This is a genomic window from Puniceibacterium sediminis, from assembly GCF_900188035.1.
In the GTDB taxonomy this organism is placed as follows: Bacteria; Pseudomonadota; Alphaproteobacteria; order Rhodobacterales; family Rhodobacteraceae; genus Puniceibacterium; species Puniceibacterium sediminis.
The window spans coordinates 171,820-194,251 of sequence record NZ_FZNN01000001.1 but is presented as its reverse complement, the minus strand read 5'-3'; the positions used below and the strand labels follow the sequence as shown (position 1 = coordinate 194,251).

Sequence of the window (22,432 nt, the reverse complement as noted above, 5' to 3'; positions counted from 1 at the left end):
GGATCAGGCGCGCGGCGGCGTTCGTGCCTCTATACGATTTAGAACATAAGGGTGTTTGAGCAACACTCAAAGACAGACTTGCCTGATCAAGCGGATGTGACGGAAACGTGAGGCATCGCGCCAGCTTCGACGCATTTTTTCAGGTGTCGGCCAGTGTCGGCATATCAAAGTTAATATGGCCTTAATTGCAGGCCGGGATCTGGCGACGCCTCTGGTATTTCCTTGTCTGTCAGGACAGCGGTTCAGCCGACCCGCTGCGCCGCCCAAAGGAAAATAAGTCCAAAGAAGATCGCGCCAAGCCCAACAGCGCGCCGCGTCTCGACCGGCATCGCCCGCAGTGTTTCCAGCAGACGTTCAACAAGCGAAGGGGCCAGTGCGTACACCAGCCCCTCGATCACAAGAACCATACCGATTCCCAGCAGAACGTCCGACATTACTGCGACGCGGGTGCCGCAAGACGTTCAGATTTGAAGTAGTTGAAGAACTCCGAATCCGGCGTCATCACCATGGTCGAGTTGCCTCCGGTCAATGCCGTCTCATAGGCCTGAAGCGACCGGTAGAAGGCAAAGAATTCCTGATCCTGACCATAGGCCTCGGCAAAGACCTGGTTTCGCCGCGCGTCTGCTTCACCACGAATGATGTTGGCATCACGGTCGGCCTCGGACAGTGTCTCGGTCACGGTCCGGTCGGCCAGGGCGCGCACACGCTGCGCCGCCTCGTTACCGCGGGCGATCTCGTCCGCAGCTTCGCGTTCGCGTTCGGCACGCATCCGGGCAAAGGTCGCCTCGAGGTTCTGCGTCGGCAGGTTGGTCTGCTTCAGCCGCACGTCGACGACATCAAGCCCCAGACCGCTGGCCGATGTCCGTGCCTGATCCCGGATCCGGGTCATCAGCAGACGGCGATCCTCGGACAGGATGGTGTCGGACGTCACCTGATCCGCACCCAGAACCTCACGGATCTGCGCGTTGAGGACAGACGACAGACGATCCTCGGCAGCACGAATGCCACCCACGCCCACGGCCTGACGGAACTGCACCACATCGGCAATGCGGTAACGTGCAAAGGCGTCAACGACCAGACGACGGTCATCCGATGGCGTGACTTCGATGGTTTCGGTATCCAGGCTCAGGATACGGTCGTCATATTTGACCACGTCCTGAATGAAGGGAACTTTGAACGCCAGACCGGGTTCTTCCTTCACGGCCTTGATCTGGCCAAACTGCAGCACCAGCGCCTTTTCACGCTCGTCCACAACAAAGACCGAGGACCAGACGCCAACGACAATGACCACAGCTGCGATCAGAATGATATTCAGCTTGTTCATGGCTCAGTTCCCCTCCTGCGTCGATTTCCGGCCCAGCTCGTTCAGCGGCAGATACGGCACGACGCCGCCCCCCTGCCCGTCGCTGCCGGTTACCGACTTGTCCAGGATCATCTTGTCGACGTTGCCCAGAACCTTTTCCATGGTCTCAAGGTACAGGCGCTTGCGCGTCACATCCTCGGCCTTGGAATATTCCTCAAGCACCGAGGTAAAGCGGCTCGCATCACCTAGGGCTTCGTTGACCACACGGGCGCGATAGCCCTCGGCCTCTTCCTGGATCTGCGCGGCTTCACCACGTGCCTCGGCAAGGACGCGGTTGGCATAGGCATCAGCCTGACGCTGAAGACGATCACGTTCCTGCTCGGCGGCCTGCACCTCGCGGAAACTGTCGATGACTTCGCGGGGCGGATCGGCGGTTTCAAGGTTCACACGCACGATGTTGATACCGCTCTGGTATTCGTCCAGCGTCGCCTGCACATCTGCCATCGCCGTATCAGCGATCAGACCCCGGTCCCGGTTGAGGATCGGCGCCAGGTTGCTGGCGGCGATGATCTCGCGCATGACGGATTCAGACACAGCGCCCACGGTCAGTTGCGGATCGCGGATGTTGAACAGCAGCTTTGCCGGATCGTTGATGTTCCAGACCACCTGAAATTCGATATCCACGATATTGGCATCGGTGGTCAGCATCAGCCCGTCACCATTGTCACCGCGCCGGTTGCCGATATTCTCGGTCCGCTCGGATGTGACGTTGATCACTTCGTAGGTGACAAACGGCCAGGGGGCAAAGTTCAGACCGGGATTGCCGGTCGACGAATACTTGCCCAGAAACAGCTCGACCGATTGTTCTTCGGGTTTCACGGTATAAAAACTGTTGAACGCCCAGAAACCGGCCACAACCAGCGCGCCGATGATCATCGTGCCACGGGTCAGCATCGGACCACCGCCGCCAGTTCCACCGGAACCGCCGGTCGATCCGCCATTGCCACGGCCGCCCATGAGCACCCGAAGACGCTCCTGACCCTTTTTCACAAGCTCGTCGATCTCGGGGATCTGCGAAGAGCCTTCCTCGGGCCGTCTGCCACCGCCGTTGTTACCGCGATTGCCGCCGCCCTGTCCGCTTCCGCCGCCGCCCCAGGGGCCGCCGTTGTTGCCTGCCATTTGGTTTCTTTCCCTCTCCGTCAAATTCATATTTGGCGCTTACGCTATAAACTGTGCAATCCTGCACGAAATTCAAGCACTGCGCACTGGATTGCGCATTGTCACGATCTCTTCCGACATGGTCGGATGCACTGCGACGGTGCGGTCGAAATCTTCTTTCGTCGCGCCCATCTTGATCGCAATTCCCGCCAGCTGGATCATTTCGCCGGCATTCGGGGCGACGATATGGCACCCCAGCACCGTGCGGCTGGCCTTGGACACGATAAGTTTCATCAACACCCGGTCCGGCTTGCCGATAAAGGCGGTCTGCATCGGGCGGAACGAGGTGCAGTAGACCTCGATCTCTTCCTGTTCGCGCGCATCCTCTTCGGTCATCCCGACGCTGCCCAGCTCGGGCTGGGTAAAGACGGCGCTGGGGATCAGCGCATGATCGACCGGTGTCGGGTTGCCCTTGAACACAGTCTCGACAAAGGCCATGCCCTCGCGGATCGCTACCGGGGTCAGGTTCACCCGGTCGGTCACATCACCGATCGCATAGATCGACGGCACCGCGGTCTGGCTGTATTCGTCCACCACGATCTGCCCGTTCCGGCCCAGCTTGACGCCCAGCTCTTCCAGACCCAGCCCGTCCGTGTTCGGCTTGCGCCCGGTGGCAAACAGCACCCGGTCAAAGACGCGGGTATCGCCATTGGTTGCTGTGACCCGGATCGGCCCCTTCTGCGTGCCGCCACCATGCGTGCCCTGATGGGCCATGCCGCTGTCGCCAACTGATTCGCCCGTCTCCTGGATCGAAACGCCCATGCCTTCGGCGGTCTCACCATCGGCATCACAGCACATCTCGACGATGTTGGTGCCGGTGTGGATGTCGATGCCGCGCTGTTTCATTTCCTCGGCAATCAGCCCGCGGGCCTCTTCGTCGAAGCCCCGCAGGATCTGCGCCCCGCGGTAATACTGCGTCACCGCGACACCCAGCCCATGCAGGATACAGGCAAATTCACAGGCGATATACCCGCCACCCACGATCAGGATCGAACGCGGCAGGGTCTCCATCTGAAAGATGTCGTCAGACACGATCCCAAGTTCGGCGTTCGGCATGTCCGGGCGCACCGGACGCCCGCCGACAGCCACAAGAATATGGCGGGCTGTCTTCTCTTCGCCGTTGGACAGCAGAACCGTGTGCGGGTCCTTCATTGTCGCACGGCAATCGAATGTTTCCACGCCCGAACCGCTCAACAGCTTGCGATAGACGCCCTCAAGCCGGTCAAGCTCACCGTTCATCCGCCCCGAAAAGACGTTCCAGTCAAAGGCACCGGTGGTGATATCCCAGCCATACAGCCCGGCGTCCTGGGCAATTCCGGCGTATTCGCTGGCAAAGACCATCAGCTTTTTCGGCACGCAGCCGCGGATGACACAGGTGCCGCCATAGCGGCTCTCTTCGGCCAGCCCGACCTTGGCCCCGGTCTCGCCGGCCGCAATCCGCGCCGCGCGCACGCCGCCCGAACCGCCACCGATGACAAAGAGATCATAGTCAAACTCGCTCATGGCCTATCCCCTTCCGGTCTCGGAATGAAGGTATCCCACAGGACCCCCTGCTTGGCCAGTGCTGCAAACGCAAAAGCCACAGGGCCACTCGCGCCCCAGCCGCCCCCAAAGCCTCCGACAACAGCATTTAACGAAGAGTGTGAAGAGCTGGCCCCTTCACACCGATCCTGACCTCCCTGCGGGACAGCACCAAGCGTGCCGACCCGTTTGCGCGGCAACGGGTCTTGCTACACCTTCCCGGCGTTGATGTCGCAAAGTTCGACCCGCCCGTCGATGTGACCGATGACCACCAGATCACAGATATCGATGAACAGTCCGTTCTCGACCACACCCGCGATCTGGTTCAGCGCCATGGCAAGCTGGGGCGCATTTCCGATCCGGCCAAGATGCAGATCAAGGATGTGATTGCCCTCATCCGTGATGTAGGGCTGCTCGCCCTCCATCCGCAGGCTCATCTCGCGGCCCGCCACGTCCATTCCACCCAGCATATTCCCGATCAGTTTCTGCGTGGTGGTCCAGCCAAAGCGAATCACCTCGACCGGCAACGGAAACATGCCAAGGGTTTCGACGGCCTTGGCCGCATCGGCGATCACGATCATCCGGTCGCTTGCCGATGCCACGATCTTTTCCTGCAACAGCGCGCCGCCACCGCCCTTGATCAGGTTCAGCTCCGCATCGAATTCGTCCGCCCCGTCGATCGTCAGATCCAGCCAGCGCGCCTCTTCCAGCGTGATCACTTCGATACCGACCTCGCGCGCCAGATCCGCCGTGCGGGTCGAGGTTGGCACACCGTGAATCTTCAGCCCGTCGTCACGCACCCTTTCCCCCAGTCGCCGCACCAGCCAGGCGGCGGTGGACCCGGTGCCCAGACCGACACGCATGCCGTCCTCGACAAATTCGGCGGCGCGTCTGGCGGCGGCATACTTGGCTTTGTCGATGGGCGACATATCTGCGGACATGGGCGGAGCTCCTCTGTTTCGCATTGCTTATAGAAAAGATGCCCCCCCCATGCGAGCGCGAATTGCCCGCCCCCCCACGGGCAAGATCTGGCGATATGGGGGTATACCATACTTACTGCGAATCAGCGCATCCTGTAGGTTGAACATGCAGCCAATATTATTTCAGGCCGCATCTTAACTTTATCAAAAATTCATCTCAACCATCCATTTTCAAAGGATATTATCATGGCAACTGTAAGCCGCGTGAACCTGCGTATTGAAGACGCAGGCAAGAATAGCAGCCGGGTCCACCTGTCCTATCGCATCTGTTTTTCGCACTGCGAAGCGATGGCAGGATCGACCTTTGTCGAGAACGTGACACTGCGCGGGGATGACCCCGTCTGGGACGATCACCTGATCACCCTGCGCAACGGCTGTATCCGTGCCCAGAACGGATGCATCGACCGCGAGATCACCCGCGTCGTGTCCAACAGCGTGCTGGACGAAGATCCCGACACGATCATCTTCGGCTGGGTCATCGGCAACAAGGACGAAATCTATGGCCGCGTCAGGCTGACCCCCTTCGCACCGACCGGCAGCCGGGGCGACAGCAACATCGTTTCGGCCAATTTCGGCCCCGCCGGTCGCTAGGCCTACCGAGATGCCTGCCGACGCCAACCCGGCAGGCTGCGACCACCGCTAAGGCTGCGGAGCTTCGGTGGTCCTCCCCATGTCGCCTCTGGCGGCATGGGGTACCGTTTTTGGCACAGATACGCTTTCTGCTGGGTCTGTGTCGCTTCTGACACCCCGGGCATGACCGCCGTCGCATAGACGGACAGCATGACACCGCAATATCGCCTGCATTTCGCCCCCGACAACGCCTCGCTGATCATCCGGCTGGCGCTGCTCGAACTGGACGTGCCGTTTGAAACCGTTCTCGTCGACCGCGCCAACCGAGCTCAGAATAGCGCCGCCTACCACCAGCTGAATCCCGTCGGCCGCATCCCTGCCCTGGAAACCCCGCATGGGGCGATGTTCGAAACCGGCGCCATCCTGCTCTGGCTGGCCGACCGGCACGGCGCCCTGATGCCCGCGCCCGATTCCCCGTCCCGCGGCGCGGCGCTGTCCTGGCTGTTCTTTCTGTCGAACACCCTGCACGCCGAACAGCGGATGCTGTTCTACCCCGACACCTATGCAGGTGTAGCGCCGCCTCAGATGCACCCCACCCTTACGGCCAGCCTGCACCGCCATCTGACTCTGCTCGACGGTCAGGCGGCCAAGGGCACGGGCTGGCTTAATGCCGCGCAGCCTTCGGCGCTGGATCTCTACATCGCGCCGATGCTGCGCTGGTGCGCTCTGTATCCCGCAAACAAGACCGGCTGGTTCAACCTTCGCACCTACCCCGCGCTCGCCGCCCTTGCCGCCCGGATCGAGGCGCGCAACAGTGTATTGACCGCATCACGCGACGAAGGCCTTGGCCCGCACCCCTTCACCGCCCCTCAGCCACCGATCCCTCCGATAGGAAGCGCAACTTAACCATGTTCCTCTCCGTTTTTGACATGTTCAAGGTGGGCGTTGGCCCGTCCTCCTCGCATACCATGGGGCCCATGGTGGCCGCCGCGCGCTTTCTGGATGCCCTGCGCGCCGCGCCCTTTCACTGCGCCGGCGTGCGCGCCACGCTGCACGGCAGTCTGGCCTTTACCGGCGTCGGCCACGCGACCGACCGCGCCACGGTGCTGGGACTGGCCGGGTTCCGTCCCGAAACCTATGACGCCGCCGCCGCGCAGATCGCGCTGGACCAGATTCGCGACACCCACAGGCTGCATCCCCAAGGCCTGCCGGAACTGCATTTCGACCCTGTGCATGACCTCAAGTTCGACTTTGGCCCCAACCTGCCCGGCCATGCCAATGGCATGATCCTCATGGGGACCGACGCACAGGGCGACGTGATCCTTCAGGAAACCTATTACTCCGTCGGCGGCGGTTTTGTTCTGACCGAGGCAGAGCTGGCTCAGGGCAAGGATACCGACACCGGCGCGCCGGTCCCCTACCCCTTCAAATCCGCGAACGAGATGATGTCGATGGCAAAGGCATCCGGCCTGTCCATCGCGCAGATGAAGCGCGCGAACGAACTGTCACGCGGCACCGTCGAAAGCGTCGACGCCGGGCTCGCGCGGATATGGCAGGTGATGAATGACTGCATAGACCGCGGCCTGACCAACGACGGCATCCTGCCCGGCGGGCTCAAGGTGAAACGCCGCGCCCGGGCGATTCACGACGCCCTGCTGGCCGAACGCGGCCTGAACCAGAGCGCGCCGCACACCATCAACGACTGGATGTCAGCCTATGCCATGGCGGTGAACGAAGAGAACGCCGCCGGTGGGCAGGTCGTCACCGCCCCCACCAACGGTGCGGCCGGTGTGGTGCCCGCAACGATTCGCTACTGGCTTGACCACGTACCCTCGGCCAGCAAATCCCGCGTGCCCGATTTTCTGCTGACCGCCGCCGCCATCGGCGGGCTGGTGAAATACAATGCCTCCATCAGCGGAGCCGAGGCCGGCTGCCAGGCCGAGGTAGGTTCGGCCGCCGCCATGGCCGCCGCCGGTTTCTGCGCCGTCATGGGCGGCACCCCCGAACAGATTGAAAACGCTGCTGAAATCGCTCTGGAACATCACCTTGGCATGACCTGTGACCCGGTCAAAGGTCTGGTGCAGGTGCCTTGCATCGAACGCAACGGCCTTGGCGCGATCAAGGCGATCTCGGCCGCCTCGCTCGCTCTGCGGGGCGACGGCGTGCACCTCGTCCCGCTTGACGCCTGCATCGAAACCATGCGCCAGACCGGCGCGGACATGTCCGAACGCTACAAGGAAACCTCGTTGGGCGGATTGGCGGTCAATGTCCCCAACTGTTGACGCAAGATCAACTTGAGTTGGCCGAATTGCGGTCGGGAAGGTAACCCTCAGGACTCTTGTCACGAAATCCCAGTTGCGTCAGGAACTTACCCGAACCAAAGTGCTTTGATCGTGGGGGGGGGCATAGATGACTACCGGAAAAGCAGCAAAAAATTTGGCGCACTCTGCTGTAAGTAGAGGCTTGTCACGCCACCTGACTCTGGATAGCGTCACCTCATGAATAAAGACAACCCTCTGTTGGGCATCTTGTTGATGTTCGGTTTCTGTGTCGTTGCCCCCATGGGCGACGCGGTTGCAAAGCTTTTGGGCGGCAAGGTGCCACTGGGGCAATTGCTGTTTTTACGCTTCGGCATACAGGCGGTCGTGCTGATCCCGCTCATCATGATGAGCGGTCGGATCTGGCGCATGCACGGCCGAATCCTGCGGCTGACTGTCCTGCGCACGCTTCTGCATATTCTGGGCATCGGGATGATGTTCACCGCGCTGATGTATCTGCCGCTGGCCGATGCCGTCGCCATCGCCTTCATCATGCCCTTCATGATGCTGATTCTGGGGCATTTCGTGCTGGGCGAAGAGGTCGGCATTCGCCGCCTTCTGGCCTGTGCCGTCGGCTTTATCGGCACGCTTCTGGTGGTTCAGCCGTCGTTTGCCGTTGTTGGCTGGCCCGCGCTGCTGCCACTGGGCGTTGCGGTGAACTTTTCCGTCTTCATGCTGGTCACCCGCCAGATCGCCAAGGAAACCGACCCCATCGGCCTGCAGGCGGTCAGCGGCGTCATCGCCGTCATCATCATCGGCCCGGCCCTGCTTCTGGTGCCTGCCGATGCCATGCCGGCCCTGGCCTGGACCAATCCGACCAGCAGCACCTGGGGCCTTCTGCTGGGCATCGGTCTGCTCGGCACACTTGGCCACCTGCTGATGACATGGTCGCTGCGCTATGCGCCCTCTGCCACCCTTGCCCCGATGCAGTATCTGGAGATCCCCATCGCCACGATCATCGGCTTTGCGGTCTTTGGCGATCTGCCCAACCCGCTGGCAACCATCGGCATCTGCATCACCATGGCCGCCGGCCTCTATATCGTCATCAGAGAGCGGGCCATGATGCAGGCGTCGCGCTCAGCGCCTCCATCAAATGATCCAACGCCGTCACCGGCAGAATAACCAGCATCTTCGCGGAATCGAACCGCAGCCGCACCGGGCCCGAAACGACGTTAGATGTGCCCACGCGACCGTCAGGCTGAAATGCGATGCCCGAAATCGGCCACTGCAGCCCCTCCGAATCACCACGGACCGGCCCCAGAGGATAAAGCGAAATCCGACTGCCAAGCGGCAGATCCAAGCGAAGATCCGGCGGACACAGGAGCAACACATCGTCCTCACCGACCAGAATGCAGCGCTTTTCAGGATACCGGGTAAGCACGGTCATCGCCGCCAGCTGATGATCAACCCGCGATCCCAGAAACCCGTAGCCCAGCACAAGCGGAGCCGTCACATGCCTCAGGCACTTGTCAAAATCGGTACTGTCCTGCTCGTCCAGCCTGTACAGGACCCCCGGCGGCAGGGCAGCAATCGTTTCCGCGCTGGCGGAATCCATATCTCCGATCACCGAATCGGGCGCGATTCCCACGGCCCGCAACACATCCGCCCCACCGTCCGCCGCGACAATCAGGTTAACCATGCCCGCCAGTCGAATGACCGTCTCTTGCCGCGCAACGGCGCCACCGATCAGAAAAACAGTTGCAGAAGTCTGAATTATGGGTTTTTTCATAGGCAGTTAATGCCTCTTCTGGAAACTGACCACAATCTCGACATTGAATGATACCCTCTACGACACAAATTTGGTCGGCTTTGGCCTTCGGTACATGCTAATAATTGTAGGCGAAGTAGAGTAAAAGTGAGTAAAGCATGGCCGGTTTAACTAAGATCCTAAAGGTTTCCTACGGGTCCTTCGCCTGCACCTTTGAAGGGTTCGACGATCCGTTCGTCGCCATAAAGGCCATCACTGAATACCTCCACGACATCGCTCGGGACGACCCCGATTTCTGCGCGCCCCCGCGGGATGCAGCCGCGCAAAAGCTGGCTGAAATCGTTGGGCGCGAAAGCGGGGTCTCTGTCGAGGCGCGGATTGAAAACAGCGTTTACGTTCTGCGCGCGCCCGCCCCGAGCCACCAAACCGCCCCGCCTGCCGCCCGCAGCCCTGACAGCATAGATGCCAAGCTGCGACGAATCCGTGACGTCGTCATGGCAACGCGCGGCGGTTCACGCGCGACCGGCTTCCAGAATGCGCTGTCCAAGCGTATTGGCTCTGGCGTTACCAACGCCGCGCCCGCCGCAATGAGCCAGACAACTGATCCGCGCAGCGGCACGGCACCCCATGTCACTCCGGGTGCCACCACAATTGTGCGAGCCGCTTCATCCAGACTCGACCTTTCCAAATTCGCCATCATGCAGACCGAAACCGAAGGCAAGGAAGAGCTGGCCGGCAAAGACATCCCTGCCGGCCCCCGGCCGAACACCGATAAATTCGACCCGACAACTGGACACAAGGCCACCGCAACCGCGCCCAAGATATCAAACGGCGCGAAAAACGACAGGCGGAACAGCGGCCTGACCCCCGAGCAGCAGGCAGAGCTTGCCCGCGAACTTGCCGAAATCAGGGCAATGCTTCAGGACGACTTTGTCGGCACCGAAAATGACACATGGGATGTCCCGCCCGCTCAGCCCGCTGTCCCCCCCACTGTGGCCGGAAATTCCGATGAAGAACGCGATGCCGTGAGTTCTGCGCTTGATGATGCCGTGGATGACGCGGTCGAACGCGTTGCACTGGACGGACATCACAAGGCTGAAAAGACGCCCCGTCAGGCCCGGTTCCTGCGCACCGAAAACCTGATCGCAGAGGGCGATACATCTGTCGATCGTATCCTGCAGGAAACCAACACCCAGCTGCGCGAACCCGAAGCGGACCGACGCCGCAGCGCCATCGCCCATCTGCGCGCCGCCGTTAGCGCAACCCGCGCCGACCGGATCCTCAGGCGCAAGACCGATGTCGAGAACGCGGCCGACCCCTATCGCGCCGACCTCGCAAACACCGTTCTGCCGAAGGGCCTGTCTTCCGCTTCTGCGCCCGCTGCAAAGGCCAACCCGAATTATGCGTCCCCGGCACCGCTAACGCTGGTCGCGGCGCAGCGCGTCGATCGCCGCGCCAGCGATGATGGGGACACCCCCTCCCCGCGGGACCCTGAAACCGCAAAACACGGCTTTGGAAAATTCGCTGAAAACATGGGCGCGCACGCGCTCTCGGAACAGCTCGAAGCGGCGGCGTCCTACCTTTCGTTTGTGGAAGGTCACGAAGAGTTTTCGCGCCCGCAACTGATGATCAAGGTAAGCGCCGTCGAAACGACGCCGTCCAGCCGCGAAGATCGCCTGCAAACCTTCGGTAGGCTGGTGCGCGAAGGAAAAATTCTAAAGGCCGGTGATGGCCGTTTCACTGCCTCAGAGCGGATCAGGTTCAAACCGGGCACGCGCGCGGCGGGCTGATCCCACATTTGGCGGTTGTCGTAAAAACGGCGGGCTGCAAGGGCCCGCCGTTTTCATGTCTGGCATTTTTCCTGAATGCAGGTGGCGTTACTGGTCCTCGTCGGGATCGGCCTGACCGACACCCCGAAAGACGTATTTGAACGGCAACGCCCAAAGCACGCCCAGCACCAGATAGACCAGCAGCTCAACGAAAATCGGCGGGCGCCCCATCCATGTCACGATGGAAAGCGCCAGAACGATGTAGACCGGCAGCCCGACCAGAAGGATCAGCGCAGACAGCCGGCGGCGGGTCTTGTAGGTCAGGGCCATGATGCGCTTGCTCCGGGTTCAGTTCAGTCGGCGAAGGGGTCGGTCACAAGGATCGTGTCTTCGCGCTCGGGTGAGGTGGACAGCAGCGCCACCGGACAGCCGATCAGCTCTTCCACACGGCGGACATACTTGATCGCCTCGGCCGGCAGATCGGCCCAGCTGCGCGCGCCTTCGGTCGACTGCGACCAGCCGGGCATTTCCTCATAAACCGGCGTGCAGCGCGCCTGCGCATCCGCCGCCGTCGGCAGATAGTCCAGCTGCTGACCGTCCAACTCGTACCCCACACAGATCTTCAGCGTCTCGAATCCGTCCAGCACGTCAAGCTTGGTAAAGGCGATACCGTTCACGCCGCTGGTCGCACAGGTCTGGCGCACCAGCACCGCATCGAACCACCCACAGCGCCGCTTGCGCCCGGTGACCGTGCCAAACTCATGGCCACGCTCGCCCAGCCGCTGACCGTCGGCATCGTGCAGTTCCGCCGGGAACGGGCCCTCACCCACGCGTGTGGTATAGGCCTTGACGATGCCCAGCACAAAATCGATCGCGCCCGGGCCAATGCCCGTACCCGTCGCCGCCTGACCCGCAATCACGTTGGACGAGGTGACAAAGGGATAGGTGCCGAAATCGATGTCCAGCAGCGCGCCCTGTGCGCCCTCAAACAGGATACGCTTTCCGGCGCGGCGCTTTTCGTTCAGCACCTTCCAGACGGGTGCGGCATATTCCAGCACCAGCGGTGCGATCTCGCGCAGATCCGCCAGCAGACGGTCGCGGTCAACGGGCTCAAGCCCCAGACCACGGCGCAGCGCATCGTGGTGCACCAGCGCCCGGTCAACCCGCGCCACCAGCGTCGCATCATCCGCCAGATCCGCCACCCGGACCGACCGCCGGCCGACCTTGTCCTCATAGGCCGGGCCGATGCCGCGCCCGGTGGTGCCGATCTTGGCGACATTGGTCGCCGCCTCGCGCGCCCGGTCCAACTCGCCGTGAATCGGCAGGATCAGCGGCGTATTCTCGGCAATCATCAGCGTCTCGGGCGTGATCGTCACACCCTGACCGCGCAACTGCTCGATCTCTTTCTTCAGGTGCCAGGGGTCCAGCACCACGCCGTTGCCGATCACCGACAGCTTGCCGCCGCGCACGATCCCGCTTGGCAGAAGGGACAGCTTGAACACCACCCCGTCAATGACCAGTGTATGACCGGCGTTGTGACCACCCTGAAAGCGCGCGATCACATCGGCGCGCTCGCTCAGCCAGTCTACAATCTTGCCTTTGCCTTCATCGCCCCACTGGGCACCTACGACGACCACGTTTGCCATGTCTTACGACCTTCTGCTGCGGTTCCAAACCCGCGTCGGTATAGCGATGCATGAACCGCAGCGAAACCACGAAATTGCGAACATGCTGGACAGTCTTCTGGCATCACGCCATCAAGGGGTCCGGATTGACGTGGCAAAGGTCGGAGAGACAAGGCATGGGCTTCTTCATACGCTGGCTCTGCGCCTTCGCCCTTCTGGTAATCACCTACAACCCGACGCCGTTCAGTTACGTCCGCTGGGCCGCGCAGAACTATCAGACCCAACTGCCGCTGACCGTGCTGCTGGGGCTGATCCTGCTGATCGGCTACCTGATCTACCTGCGCGCCACCCTGCGCAGCATCGGCGCCTTCGGGATGATCCTGATCCTTGCGCTGGTCACCTCCCTGCTCTGGGTGCTGTATGATTATGGCCTGCTGGACCTGTCCAACCCCGATTTCACCCTCTGGATCGGGCTGCTCGCGCTGTCACTGGTGCTTGGCATCGGCCTCAGCTGGAGCATTATCCGCCGCAAGCTGTCAGGTCAGGTCGATATGGACGACGTCGACGAATAACCGCGCGGCCCGCAAACCACGGCCAGCGTCTTCTCTTCCAAAATACCCAACTTTCCGCCCTAGGACCTCTGCGCCAGACGCACAGGCTGTCCGTGTGGGGTCGCCAGATACGCCGCCTCCCAGTCCGATTTGAGCCGCGCCAGATCCGCAGCCCCGGCCAGCCCCCGCGCCGTCAACAAACGCTCAAGCGCCTCGACCCAGGCCAGGAAATAATCCTCTCCGCCGTCCAATTCCTTATCCAACCCCTGTTCCGCCAGAACCGCGCCAAAGCCCTGCGCCCAGTCCGGCCAGGAAAACACCCCGGTTTCGGACAGATGCACGGTCAGCGCAAAGATCTGCGCGTGCCATGGCTCCAGAAACACCGGCTCTTTCATGCGGGCACCAGATAGCTTTGCCAAAGGTCCAGAATGACCTCGTCCCTGGGGTTTTCCGCATCGACCCACAGTTCTGAAGCGGCGAACACCACCGCATATAGCGGCTCGGGGCACTCACCCAGCCCATGCGCATTGGTGTCGGGCAAAACATGCGCGCCATGGCACATCAAAACACGGCCCGTGGCCCCGGCGGCATAACCCGGTAGCCGCGTATGTCCGCCCTCGACAATCCGGTTGGCGGCGGGCCGCAGCGTGCGCACCGAATCCCCCGGCGCAAACCGCGCCGACACGCCGTTTTCCCGCGCAGAGGGTCCACCGCGCTCCAGCGCCTCGGCGACCTTGCTTGCGCGAAGCGCGCGAAAGTCCAGCGGCCCGGGCACCGGCGTATCCCCGGCAAGCGACCCGGAGTCGCGCAATTCCTGCGCGCTGACCAGCCCCCTTTCGACCAGCAGATCTGCCAACCCGGCGATCCACTTTTCGTAATAGGAAAATCGCGCGTAATCCTTTGGTGCTACACTCTCGCGCGCCCGGCGCGCCGCATCTATCGGCCAGGCCCCAAGCGCGCCGCTGGCGACGGTCATCGCAAGCGCCCGCTTGTGCCACTCCGGCGCGTGCAGCGGCGCATCCTCGGCCTCGGGCACAACGGCCCCGTCACCGAACCGCCCGCCCATGTCATGAACCCGGCTCATTCTGGCGCTCGGGCTGGCACCCTTGCCAGCCCGGTCCCGATCATCGAATCGCGTGTGACCAGCGTCATCAACGCGTCCTCATCCATGCCTTCGGTGCCCGGCGGTTTCTGCGGAATCACGAGGTAGCGGATTTCCGCAGTGGAATCCCAGACCCGCACCGCCTGCCCCGCAGGCAGTTCCAGACCGAAATCCGCCAGCACGCGACGCGGTTCGCGCACCACACGGGCGCGGTATGCATCGGACTTGTACCAGCTTGGCGGAATCCCCAGCAGCGGCCACGGATAGCAGGAACACAAGGTACAGACGACGATGTTGTGGGTTTCATCGGTATTTTCGACCGCAACGATATGTTCGCCCTGCCGCCCGTAATATCCCATCTCTGATATCACTTCGGTCGCATCACTCAGCAGACGCGCACGAAAACCATCGTCGGCCCAGGCGCGCGCCACCACGCGGGCACCGTTCTGCGGGCCGATCTTTGTCTCATAGGTGTCGATGATGGCATCCAGCGCCGCGGGATCGATCAGCCCCTTGCGCAGCAAAAGGGTTTCAAGCGCCCTGACCCGCAGCGCCGGATCGGGTGGCAGCAGGCTATGGGGATGGTCGTCGTCGTGATGATCATGGGGCATCTCGGGATGATGCGATGATAGCGGCGTTTGGGCAAGTCCCAGTTGCCGCAGCGGCTGCACGCTCGGGCGCTTTGCCGCTCGATATTTTCCGCCGCGATCGCCTCTCGGACCAATGGCGCGACACTGTCGGCCCTTGGGATATTTCTGTCCCGGACAGGACCGGACCCGCGCAGCGACAGAGGAACCGGAACAATGCCCCACCGACGGGGCACAAGCGGGGTTGCGCCGCCGCCTGCGAACTTCTAAGTACCCGACGATCCCGACCAAAGGCAGCCGCTATGGAAAACGTCATCCTCATCATCCACCTGCTCCTGGCGCTTGCCCTCATCGGGGTGGTGCTCATGCAGCGTTCCGAAGGCGGTGGCCTTGGTATGGGCGGCGGTGGCGGCGGCGGCGCCATGAGCGGCCGCGCAGCGGCCACGGCTCTGGGCAAGATAACCTGGTTCCTTGCAGCGGCCTTCATCTGCACCTCGATCACACTCACCGTGATCGCGGCGGCCAACAGTTCGGGCAGCTCTATCATGGACCGGCTGACCGGATCGGCCCCCGAGCCCGCAGCAGACATCACCATGCCCGACCTGAATACCGACGGCCTGCTGCCGCCTCCAACCGCTTCGGAAGGCGACGCAACATCGCCGCTGGTCCCACGCGCAACCGAGTAATCGGCCAACGGTGGCAGCCAAGCCACCACACCACCACAACAATTTGAGTTTCGCACTCCAACCGCAACAGCATCTTGCGGTTGGCTGGACATTTCGGTGCGAATCCTCTATGGCTTTAATCCCGTGATGCTACGGTCCCGAACGGGGCCGTGGGTGACCAATTCTCGACCAAAATCACCAATCTAATCACGGGGTTCGCGCCACATGGCACGTTTTATTTTCATCACCGGCGGTGTCGTTTCTTCCCTTGGCAAGGGGCTCGCTTCGGCGGCTCTTGGCGCTTTGCTTCAGGCACGCGGCTTTTCGGTGCGCCTGCGCAAACTCGACCCCTACCTGAACGTCGACCCCGGCACGATGAGCCCCTTTGAACATGGCGAGGTCTTCGTGACCGACGACGGGGCCGAAACCGACCTCGACCTTGGCCACTACGAACGCTTCACCGGCGTCTCGGCGCGCAAGACCGACTCGATCTCCTCCGGCCGCATCTATTCCAACGTGCTGGAAAAGGAACGCCGCGGCGACTATCTGGGCAAGACGATCCAGGTCATCCCCCACGTCACCAATGAGATCAAGGATTTCATCTCGATCGGCGAAGATGAGGTCGACTTCATGCTTTGCGAAATCGGCGGCACCGTCGGCGATATCGAAGGCCTGCCCTTCTTCGAGGCGATCCGCCAGTTCTCCCAGGACAAGCCGCGCGGCCAGTGCATCTTCATGCACCTCACCCTGCTGCCCTTCATCAAGGCGTCCGGTGAACTCAAGACCAAGCCGACCCAGCACTCGGTCAAGGAACTCCGCTCCATCGGCATCGCGCCCGATATCCTTGTCTGCCGCTCCGAGGGTCCGATCCCCGCCAAGGAACGTGAAAAGCTCGCCCTCTTCTGCAACGTCCGCCCCGATGCCGTGATCGCCGCACAGGACCTCAAATCGATCTACGAGGCCCCCCTTGCCTATCACCGCGAAGGCATGGACCAGGCCGTGCTCGACGCCTTCCAGATCACCCCGGCCCCGCGTCCGATCCTTGACCGCTGGGAAGACGTCGCAGACCGCATCTACAACCCCGAAGGCGAAGTGAACATTGCCATCGTCGGCAAATACACCCAGCTTGAGGATGCCTATAAGTCGATCGCCGAGGCGCTGACCCACGGCGGCATGGCCAACCGGGTCAAGGTCAACATTCAGTGGGTCGATGCCGAAACCTTTGACCGCGAAGACCCCGCCCCCTACCTCACCGGCCTCCACGCCATCCTCGTGCCCGGCGGCTTTGGCGAGCGCGGCACCGAAGGCAAGATCAAGGCGGCCCAATACGCCCGCGTCCACCAGATCCCCTACCTTGGCATCTGCCTCGGCATGCAGATGGCCGTGATCGAGGCCGCCCGCAACGTCGCCGGCGTCAAGACGGCAGGCTCGGAAGAATTCGACCACGAATCCGGCAAGAAACGCTTTGAACCCGTTGTCTACCACCTCAAGGAATGGGTTCAGGGCAATCAGCGCGTCAACCGCTCGGTCGGTGACGACAAGGGCGGCACCATGCGCCTCGGCGCCTATGACGCCGTGCTGACCCCGGGCTCGAAGGTTGCCGAAATCTACGGCACCACCACAATCGACGAACGCCACCGTCACCGCTACGAGGTCGACACCCAGTACCGCGAACAACTCGAAAAGGTCGGCCTGTCCTTCTCCGGCATGTCCCCCGACGGCAAACTGCCCGAGATTGTCGAATGGAAAGACCACCCCTGGTTCATCGGCGTCCAGTTTCACCCCGAGTTGAAATCAAAACCATTTGACCCGCATCCCCTGTTCAAGGACTTTGTGCGGGCGGCAAAGGATGTGTCGCGGTTGGTATAAATCCCACGCGCGGTCTTAGCCCTTTATGTCTTGCCCTAAACCGCGTGTCACACACCCCTCACTGGATATCGATTCAGATGGTGAGAATGTTGAAGCGACATGATCAGGAAGTGAGTTCCCACGCCCAAATGACATCGAGCGTAGCTGTCCGGATACCTCCATTTGGAAGCAACCACTTACCGCATCGACTTCATCTGTAAAGCCTTGAGGACTTTGTGTTACTTCATAACAAAGAAAATTCTTGTTAATCGTTTTGCAGAAACGACTATCCGTTCTGGCGTCGACAATCTTACCGCCCTGCCAACTCGTGGTAAAAATGCTTCCATTCCCATAGCTGCCACTAGACTTACGAAGCACGTTAGGTTCATGCACTAAGGCCCAACATACAGCCTTATCTTTCGTGATTGTGAATACACCGCTTTTAGCAACCCGGAGCACACCAGCCTTGAGAAACCAAGATATAAGTCCGGATGCAGGGTAACCGGCGATCGCAGTTTCCAGAGACGATTGGATTTTTTCTCCTAAGCCGTCGCTTTTGCCAGAAGTGCAACCGGTGAGGACTGAGACGCGATCCGAGAGTGTATAATCCACAAAAACAGTTTTTGATCCAGGCCCAGCTCCGGGAGGACCTGCGCCTTCTGTGGCTAATTTACTTAGCGCCTGGAAATCAAATTCTTGCGCTTCAGTGGATATCGGCGCCAGAAAAACACATATAGAAAAAGAACAAGTCAACCCAAAGCTTTGAAATATATCCATAAATACCTCCTTTTACAGAATTTCCCACCGGAGAGATGGCAAGCAAAATGCTAATAATAAAAAAATATAATTCAACATAAAATGCCACTTCCAACGGTTTCACAAGGATGTCATTATGCCAAAAAAAAGTTTGGCCCCTAATTTTTGGCTTTAACCGGCTACCCTGACTCCCAACACAGGGCCAGCGCCTGCCCGTGGGATGGCGCTCGCAACACCTGAGCGGGGCTCTTTATCCCACCACGTCATTCACCGATCAAAGCTCAGCACCAACGCCACCAAAGCGCCAGCCCGCCGGAACGGGCAGGCGCTGGCCCGGCGGTGCTGCGCACCTTGATTCCGGGCAGGCACACCGCTCGGCTGACTGCTCGAACACTGCGCCGCCAATCCCGACCATTCCAAACCCCTCCCCATGGGATGGCACCCGCAACACCTCAGCTGCGCACTTTATCCCACCACGCCTTCGTCGATCAAAGCTCAGCACCAACACCACCATAGCGCCAGCCCGTCCCGCCAAAGGCGTGCCTCTGTCACGACACGGGCAACCGCTGGCCCGGCGCGCTGCGCGCTTGGTCCCGGGCAGGCACACCGCCCGCCCCAAAAAGGATCACAGCCTCAACCCGCCCGAAATTCCCCATAGGGCGGGCATCACCCCGCCCCCACTTCGGGAGGGACCATTCCGCCCCAACCCAGAACCGCACAACTCCAGCGTGCGCCCGAGCCATACGCAAGCCATACGGTTTCCATACGCGTTCCATACGCCGCCCAGACGCCCTCTTGCGCCGCCACCGCCCCCCGGCTAAGCCAAACCCATGCTGTCTTATCAACACCACTACCACGCCGGGAATCTGGCTGACGTTCACAAGCACGCACTGCTTGCCTGGATGCTCAACTACCTGATTCAAAAAGATAAACCGCTGACCTATATCGAAACCCACGCGGGCCGGGGCCTCTATGACCTCTCCGCCCCCGAGGCGGTCAAGACGGGCGAGGCGGCCATGGGCATCACCCGCACCGCAGGCTGGTTCCCAAAGGGCCACCCCTACGCCAAGTCACTGGAATCCATACAGAAAAAGCACGGCAAAACCGCCTATCCCGGCTCCCCCCTCATCGCCGCGACCATCCTGCGCCCCGACGACACCCTGCATTTCGCCGAACTCCACCCGGGCGAATTCACCGTCCTGCGCGACGCCCTGTGGGACTATAAAGGCCATACATATCAACAGGATGGCTTCGAACTCGCGCAAAGCCTCTGCCCCCCAGAACCGCGCCGCGGCCTGCTCCTCATCGACCCGAGTTATGAGGTCAAAACCGACTACGACACCATCCCGAGGTTCCTGCAAACGCTGCACCGGAAATGGAACGTGGGCATCCTAACCCTTTGGTATCCCATCCTGAAATCCGGCGCACATCTGGAAATGCTCGCCCAGTTGCAGCACGATCACCCCACTGCCCTCCGCCACGAAGTAACCTTCCCCCCCATCCGCGACGGCCACCGCATGACGGGGTCCGGCATATTCGTGATCAATCCCCCCTACGGTATTGAAAAAGAAATGAAATTCCTGTCAGATCGTTTCAAAGGCCTGCGCTGACCGCCACACTAAAACCCGTCATACGCCAGCACGAAAAAAAGGGTCGCCCTTCCAAAAACTGTCGCGAAGCCCAATTCACCAGCCCCCTGTTTTCCAGGCAAAACGATTACCTGCAGCAGGCGATGACTGAACGTAATCTAGGCGTAAGCGCAGATTCACTCGTACAGATACAGAATTCTTTGTCTTATGACATTTCGTTAAGACACAAATAGACTATATGTGATGGCATGTTTGCAGAATTCCTCCAGCGGCTGACCCGGCCCAACCCGACCCCGATGCAAGATGCCGATGCGCGCCTCGCACTGACCGCCCTCTTGGTGCGGGTGGCCCGTTCCGACGGGTCTTATGATGCGCAAGAAAGCCAGCGTATCGATCGCATTGCCGCCTCGCGTTACGGACTGTCGCCTGCAGGGGCCACCGATCTGCGCAAGCAGGCCGAAGAGTTGGAGACCGAAGCGCCGGACACTGTACGATTTACCCGCGCGATCAAGGATGCCGTCGTATATGATCACCGCATTTCCGTGATCGAAGCCCTTTGGGAGGTGGTTCTAGCCGATGGCGTAAGAGAGGCCGAAGAGGATTCTCTGCTGCGTCTTGTCTCCAACCTGCTGGGTGTCAGCGACGTTGACAGCGCAATGGCGCGTCAGCGTGTCGAAACCCGCGAATGATTGCCTTCTTTCCGATGTACGACCGGGCCGAGACTGCTTCGGCCAACGACGCCTTGTGGGCAGCTTTCCGGGCGCGGCTGGGATATGGTCCGGACCGACTTGACCGCGAAATCGGCCTTTGGGATGGGTGGGAAAATCCCGAACTACTATTGTCGCAGACTTGCGGCCTGCCCTATCGCACGCGGCTTCAAGGCAAGGTCACTCTGGTCGGTAGTCCCGATTACGGTCTGCCCGGCTGCGCCCCCGGGTTCTATAACTCGGTTCTTGTGACCCGGGCCGACAACCGCCACCCTGTGCGGAATCTTTTGGGTCAGCGCCTTGTCATCAATCAGCACCATAGCCAGTCAGGCCATGCCGCAATGGTCTCCCACGCGCAATGGCTGGGCGCCAATCTGGGAACCATGCGTGAAAGTGGCGGGCATATCGAATCCGCGCACATGGTCGCCCGAAACGAGGCAGATCTGGCAGTGATCGACGCCCATACCTGGCGGTTGATACAACGCTATGAAGAAGTGGCGCGGGAGCTGCGGGAATGTGACCGCACGATGCCCACACCGGCCACGCCTTTCATCACGGCGCGGGGCACCGACCCGCAACCGCTGTTTGTCGCGCTGAGATCGGCCCTCGAGGATCTCCCCCCCGAGACCCGAGCCATCCTGAACCTTCGCGCCATTGTCGATATCCCGCACGAGGTCTATGTGGCCGTCAAAAATCCGGTTCGCGCCTTCGAAACCAGCTGACCTTTGGTCAATACTTGGGCATATCGGCCAATGCTGCCGCTTTCGACGTTGCATTGCACATAATTTTTCCGTCATTCTGCACAGCAACTCGGATCAACAATCTGGCAAGGCCTTCGTGACAGACAGCACCCCCGTGATCGCCATCCGTAATCTCCACAAGCAGTATGGCGCGCTTGAGGTTCTCAAAGGTGTCGACATAACCGCACGCCGCGGCGATGTCGTCGCACTCATAGGCTCGTCCGGCTCTGGAAAATCAACTCTTCTGCGCTGCGCCAACCTGCTTGAGGACAGTCAGCAGGGCGACATTCTGTTCAAGGGTGAACCCGTCATCTGGAAGGGTCGCGCCATGTCGCGCCGTCCGGGGGATGCAAAGCAGGTCCTGCGAATCCGCACCAACCTGTCCATGGTGTTCCAGCAATTCAACCTGTGGTCCCACCTCACCATCCTGGAAAATGTGATGGAAGCACCGGTTACCGTTCTGGCACGCGATCCGGACGAAGTGGAAAAGGCCGCACGGCGATATCTCGACAAGGTCGGCATCGGTGACAAATGCGACAACTACCCGGCGCAGCTGTCTGGTGGCCAGCAGCAGCGCGCCGCCATCGCGCGTGCACTCTGCATGGAGCCCGAGGCGATCCTTTTCGACGAACCGACGTCTGCTCTGGACCCGGAGCTTGAGCAGGAAGTGGTCAAGGTTATCAAGGATCTGGCGGCCGAAGGGCGCACGATGCTGATCGTGACCCATGACATGAAACTGGCCCGGGATGTGAGCAAGCACGTCGTGTTCCTCCATCAGGGCCTGATCGAAGAGGAAGGCCCGCCAGAGACGCTTTTCGGCAATCCGAAATCTGAGCGCCTGCAAGGCTTTCTGCAATCCACCACATGAGACCGCG

Annotated in this window: 24 protein-coding genes; 12 read left to right on the top strand and 12 right to left on the bottom strand. The window is 61.1% G+C overall.

All coding sequences use genetic code 11. From position 1 onward, the window contains the following. Positions 1–242: 242 nt before the first annotated feature. The 5 genes from CHB75_RS00980 to rpiA form a co-directional block, all read right to left on the bottom strand. The gene (locus tag CHB75_RS00980) at positions 243–434 is read right to left on the bottom strand and encodes a DUF2065 domain-containing protein (protein ID WP_089268647.1); all 192 of its coding nucleotides are present in this window, start codon (positions 432–434) and stop codon (positions 243–245) included. Next, on the bottom strand, positions 434–1,324 hold the full coding sequence (gene hflC, locus CHB75_RS00975) for a protease modulator HflC (RefSeq protein WP_089268646.1): 891 nt from the start codon (positions 1,322–1,324) through the stop codon (positions 434–436). The genes CHB75_RS00980 and hflC overlap by 1 nt, the downstream gene beginning before the upstream one ends. Positions 1,325–1,327: 3 nt before the next feature. Beyond that, positions 1,328–2,482, bottom strand: a complete 1,155-nt coding sequence (hflK, locus tag CHB75_RS00970; protein ID WP_089268645.1) for an FtsH protease activity modulator HflK — start codon at positions 2,480–2,482, stop codon at positions 1,328–1,330. Between the two features lie 72 nt (positions 2,483–2,554). Then, positions 2,555–4,024, bottom strand: coding sequence for an FAD-dependent oxidoreductase (locus CHB75_RS00965; RefSeq protein WP_089268644.1), 1,470 nt, complete (start codon positions 4,022–4,024; stop codon positions 2,555–2,557). 227 nt (positions 4,025–4,251) lie between these two features. Next, a complete protein-coding gene (rpiA, locus tag CHB75_RS00960) occupies positions 4,252–4,983 on the bottom strand; it encodes a ribose-5-phosphate isomerase RpiA (RefSeq protein ID WP_089268643.1) in 732 nt (243 codons plus the stop codon). Positions 4,984–5,208: 225 nt separating this feature from the next. Between rpiA and CHB75_RS00955 the strand changes: the two genes are divergently transcribed. The 4 genes from CHB75_RS00955 (at position 5,209) to CHB75_RS00940 (ending at position 9,032) form a co-directional block, all read left to right on the top strand. After that, positions 5,209–5,613, top strand: a complete 405-nt coding sequence (locus CHB75_RS00955) for a hypothetical protein (RefSeq protein WP_089268642.1) — start codon at positions 5,209–5,211, stop codon at positions 5,611–5,613. 189 nt (positions 5,614–5,802) lie between these two features. Then, on the top strand, positions 5,803–6,498 hold the full coding sequence (locus CHB75_RS00950; protein WP_089268641.1) for a glutathione S-transferase family protein: 696 nt from the start codon (positions 5,803–5,805) through the stop codon (positions 6,496–6,498). Positions 6,499–6,500: 2 nt separating this feature from the next. Next, positions 6,501–7,874, top strand: a complete 1,374-nt coding sequence (locus tag CHB75_RS00945) for an L-serine ammonia-lyase (RefSeq protein WP_089268640.1) — start codon at positions 6,501–6,503, stop codon at positions 7,872–7,874. Between the two features lie 216 nt (positions 7,875–8,090). Continuing rightward, on the top strand, positions 8,091–9,032 hold the full coding sequence (locus tag CHB75_RS00940) for a DMT family transporter (protein ID WP_089268639.1): 942 nt from the start codon (positions 8,091–8,093) through the stop codon (positions 9,030–9,032). Here CHB75_RS00940 and CHB75_RS00935 read toward each other — a convergent pair. After that, positions 8,956–9,639 carry a thiamine diphosphokinase gene (locus CHB75_RS00935; RefSeq protein WP_089268638.1) on the bottom strand — a complete coding sequence of 228 codons (684 nt, stop codon included), beginning with the start codon at positions 9,637–9,639 and terminating at the stop codon, positions 8,956–8,958. The two genes, CHB75_RS00940 and CHB75_RS00935, sit on opposite strands and share 77 nt — an antisense overlap. Positions 9,640–9,776: 137 nt before the next feature. On the opposite strand from CHB75_RS00935, the gene CHB75_RS00930 reads away from it, so the two are divergent. Further along, positions 9,777–11,408 (top strand): hypothetical protein, encoded by a 1,632-nt coding sequence (locus CHB75_RS00930; RefSeq protein ID WP_089268637.1) that lies wholly within the window; start codon positions 9,777–9,779, stop codon positions 11,406–11,408. Positions 11,409–11,495: 87 nt separating this feature from the next. On the opposite strand, the gene CHB75_RS00925 is transcribed toward CHB75_RS00930, so the two are convergent. Next, complete coding sequence (locus tag CHB75_RS00925; protein WP_089268636.1) at positions 11,496–11,717, bottom strand: DUF2842 domain-containing protein; 222 nt, start codon at positions 11,715–11,717, stop codon at positions 11,496–11,498. A gap of 23 nt (positions 11,718–11,740) precedes the next feature. Next, complete coding sequence (locus CHB75_RS00920; protein ID WP_089268635.1) at positions 11,741–13,033, bottom strand: adenylosuccinate synthase; 1,293 nt, start codon at positions 13,031–13,033, stop codon at positions 11,741–11,743. A gap of 155 nt (positions 13,034–13,188) precedes the next feature. Between CHB75_RS00920 and CHB75_RS00915 the strand changes: the two genes are divergently transcribed. Further along, positions 13,189–13,584 (top strand): DUF6524 family protein, encoded by a 396-nt coding sequence (locus CHB75_RS00915; RefSeq protein WP_089268634.1) that lies wholly within the window; start codon positions 13,189–13,191, stop codon positions 13,582–13,584. Positions 13,585–13,643: 59 nt separating this feature from the next. Here CHB75_RS00915 and CHB75_RS00910 read toward each other — a convergent pair whose 3' ends face one another. The 3 genes from CHB75_RS00910 to nthA are packed head-to-tail and all read right to left on the bottom strand — an operon-like array spanning position 13,644 to position 15,276. Continuing rightward, on the bottom strand, positions 13,644–13,958 hold the full coding sequence (locus CHB75_RS00910) for a nitrile hydratase accessory protein (RefSeq protein WP_089268633.1): 315 nt from the start codon (positions 13,956–13,958) through the stop codon (positions 13,644–13,646). Continuing rightward, complete coding sequence (gene nthB / locus CHB75_RS00905; RefSeq protein ID WP_089268632.1) at positions 13,955–14,647, bottom strand: nitrile hydratase subunit beta; 693 nt, start codon at positions 14,645–14,647, stop codon at positions 13,955–13,957. The genes CHB75_RS00910 and nthB overlap by 4 nt, the downstream gene beginning before the upstream one ends. After that, positions 14,644–15,276: a nitrile hydratase subunit alpha gene (gene nthA / locus CHB75_RS00900; RefSeq protein ID WP_089268967.1), complete on the bottom strand. Its 633-nt coding sequence runs from the start codon at positions 15,274–15,276 to the stop codon at positions 14,644–14,646. Before nthA ends, nthB begins: the two co-directional genes overlap by 4 nt. Positions 15,277–15,554: 278 nt before the next feature. On the opposite strand from nthA, the gene secG reads away from it, so the two are divergent. Together secG and CHB75_RS00890 are read left to right on the top strand one after the other, a co-directional pair. Next, the gene (gene secG, locus CHB75_RS00895; protein WP_089268631.1) at positions 15,555–15,938 is read left to right on the top strand and encodes a preprotein translocase subunit SecG; all 384 of its coding nucleotides are present in this window, start codon (positions 15,555–15,557) and stop codon (positions 15,936–15,938) included. A 204-nt stretch (positions 15,939–16,142) separates the two neighbouring features. Beyond that, complete coding sequence (locus CHB75_RS00890) at positions 16,143–17,786, top strand: CTP synthase (RefSeq protein WP_089268630.1); 1,644 nt, start codon at positions 16,143–16,145, stop codon at positions 17,784–17,786. Between the two features lie 15 nt (positions 17,787–17,801). On the opposite strand, the gene CHB75_RS21235 is transcribed toward CHB75_RS00890, so the two are convergent. Next, positions 17,802–18,542 carry a hypothetical protein gene (locus CHB75_RS21235; RefSeq protein WP_141135058.1) on the bottom strand — a complete coding sequence of 247 codons (741 nt, stop codon included), beginning with the start codon at positions 18,540–18,542 and terminating at the stop codon, positions 17,802–17,804. An 809-nt stretch (positions 18,543–19,351) separates the two neighbouring features. Between CHB75_RS21235 and rlmJ the strand changes: the two genes are divergently transcribed. From rlmJ to CHB75_RS00870, 4 genes are all read left to right on the top strand, one after another. Next, complete coding sequence (gene rlmJ / locus CHB75_RS00885) at positions 19,352–20,131, top strand: 23S rRNA (adenine(2030)-N(6))-methyltransferase RlmJ (protein WP_089268629.1); 780 nt, start codon at positions 19,352–19,354, stop codon at positions 20,129–20,131. Between the two features lie 227 nt (positions 20,132–20,358). Further along, a complete protein-coding gene (locus CHB75_RS00880) occupies positions 20,359–20,799 on the top strand; it encodes a tellurite resistance TerB family protein (RefSeq protein ID WP_089268628.1) in 441 nt (146 codons plus the stop codon). Continuing rightward, entirely contained in the window at positions 20,796–21,539 is a 744-nt protein-coding gene (locus CHB75_RS00875) for a phosphate/phosphite/phosphonate ABC transporter substrate-binding protein (RefSeq protein ID WP_089268627.1), read from the top strand. The genes CHB75_RS00880 and CHB75_RS00875 overlap by 4 nt, the downstream gene beginning before the upstream one ends. Positions 21,540–21,654: 115 nt before the next feature. Continuing rightward, positions 21,655–22,425 carry an ABC transporter ATP-binding protein gene (locus CHB75_RS00870; protein WP_089268626.1) on the top strand — a complete coding sequence of 257 codons (771 nt, stop codon included), beginning with the start codon at positions 21,655–21,657 and terminating at the stop codon, positions 22,423–22,425. The last annotated feature ends 7 nt before the right edge of the window (positions 22,426–22,432 follow it).

What these genes read in the sequence shown, in the direction of transcription:
- CHB75_RS00980 (WP_089268647.1), bottom strand. Translation starts at nt 434, where the DNA reads ATGTCGGACGTTCTGCTGGGAATCGGTATGGTTCTTGTGATCGAGGGG.
- hflC (WP_089268646.1), bottom strand. Translation starts at nt 1,324, where the DNA reads ATGAACAAGCTGAATATCATTCTGATCGCAGCTGTGGTCATTGTCGTT.
- hflK (WP_089268645.1), bottom strand. Translation starts at nt 2,482, where the DNA reads ATGGCAGGCAACAACGGCGGCCCCTGGGGCGGCGGCGGAAGCGGACAG.
- CHB75_RS00965 (WP_089268644.1), bottom strand. Translation starts at nt 4,024, where the DNA reads ATGAGCGAGTTTGACTATGATCTCTTTGTCATCGGTGGCGGTTCGGGC.
- rpiA (WP_089268643.1), bottom strand. Translation starts at nt 4,983, where the DNA reads ATGTCCGCAGATATGTCGCCCATCGACAAAGCCAAGTATGCCGCCGCC.
- CHB75_RS00955 (WP_089268642.1), top strand. Translation starts at nt 5,209, where the DNA reads ATGGCAACTGTAAGCCGCGTGAACCTGCGTATTGAAGACGCAGGCAAG.
- CHB75_RS00950 (WP_089268641.1), top strand. Translation starts at nt 5,803, where the DNA reads ATGACACCGCAATATCGCCTGCATTTCGCCCCCGACAACGCCTCGCTG.
- CHB75_RS00945 (WP_089268640.1), top strand. Translation starts at nt 6,501, where the DNA reads ATGTTCCTCTCCGTTTTTGACATGTTCAAGGTGGGCGTTGGCCCGTCC.
- CHB75_RS00940 (WP_089268639.1), top strand. Translation starts at nt 8,091, where the DNA reads ATGAATAAAGACAACCCTCTGTTGGGCATCTTGTTGATGTTCGGTTTC.
- CHB75_RS00935 (WP_089268638.1), bottom strand. Translation starts at nt 9,639, where the DNA reads ATGAAAAAACCCATAATTCAGACTTCTGCAACTGTTTTTCTGATCGGT.
- CHB75_RS00930 (WP_089268637.1), top strand. Translation starts at nt 9,777, where the DNA reads ATGGCCGGTTTAACTAAGATCCTAAAGGTTTCCTACGGGTCCTTCGCC.
- CHB75_RS00925 (WP_089268636.1), bottom strand. Translation starts at nt 11,717, where the DNA reads ATGGCCCTGACCTACAAGACCCGCCGCCGGCTGTCTGCGCTGATCCTT.
- CHB75_RS00920 (WP_089268635.1), bottom strand. Translation starts at nt 13,033, where the DNA reads ATGGCAAACGTGGTCGTCGTAGGTGCCCAGTGGGGCGATGAAGGCAAA.
- CHB75_RS00915 (WP_089268634.1), top strand. Translation starts at nt 13,189, where the DNA reads ATGGGCTTCTTCATACGCTGGCTCTGCGCCTTCGCCCTTCTGGTAATC.
- CHB75_RS00910 (WP_089268633.1), bottom strand. Translation starts at nt 13,958, where the DNA reads ATGAAAGAGCCGGTGTTTCTGGAGCCATGGCACGCGCAGATCTTTGCG.
- nthB (WP_089268632.1), bottom strand. Translation starts at nt 14,647, where the DNA reads ATGAGCCGGGTTCATGACATGGGCGGGCGGTTCGGTGACGGGGCCGTT.
- nthA (WP_089268967.1), bottom strand. Translation starts at nt 15,276, where the DNA reads ATGCCCCATGATCATCACGACGACGACCATCCCCATAGCCTGCTGCCA.
- secG (WP_089268631.1), top strand. Translation starts at nt 15,555, where the DNA reads ATGGAAAACGTCATCCTCATCATCCACCTGCTCCTGGCGCTTGCCCTC.
- CHB75_RS00890 (WP_089268630.1), top strand. Translation starts at nt 16,143, where the DNA reads ATGGCACGTTTTATTTTCATCACCGGCGGTGTCGTTTCTTCCCTTGGC.
- CHB75_RS21235 (WP_141135058.1), bottom strand. Translation starts at nt 18,542, where the DNA reads ATGGATATATTTCAAAGCTTTGGGTTGACTTGTTCTTTTTCTATATGT.
- rlmJ (WP_089268629.1), top strand. Translation starts at nt 19,352, where the DNA reads ATGCTGTCTTATCAACACCACTACCACGCCGGGAATCTGGCTGACGTT.
- CHB75_RS00880 (WP_089268628.1), top strand. Translation starts at nt 20,359, where the DNA reads ATGTTTGCAGAATTCCTCCAGCGGCTGACCCGGCCCAACCCGACCCCG.
- CHB75_RS00875 (WP_089268627.1), top strand. Translation starts at nt 20,796, where the DNA reads ATGATTGCCTTCTTTCCGATGTACGACCGGGCCGAGACTGCTTCGGCC.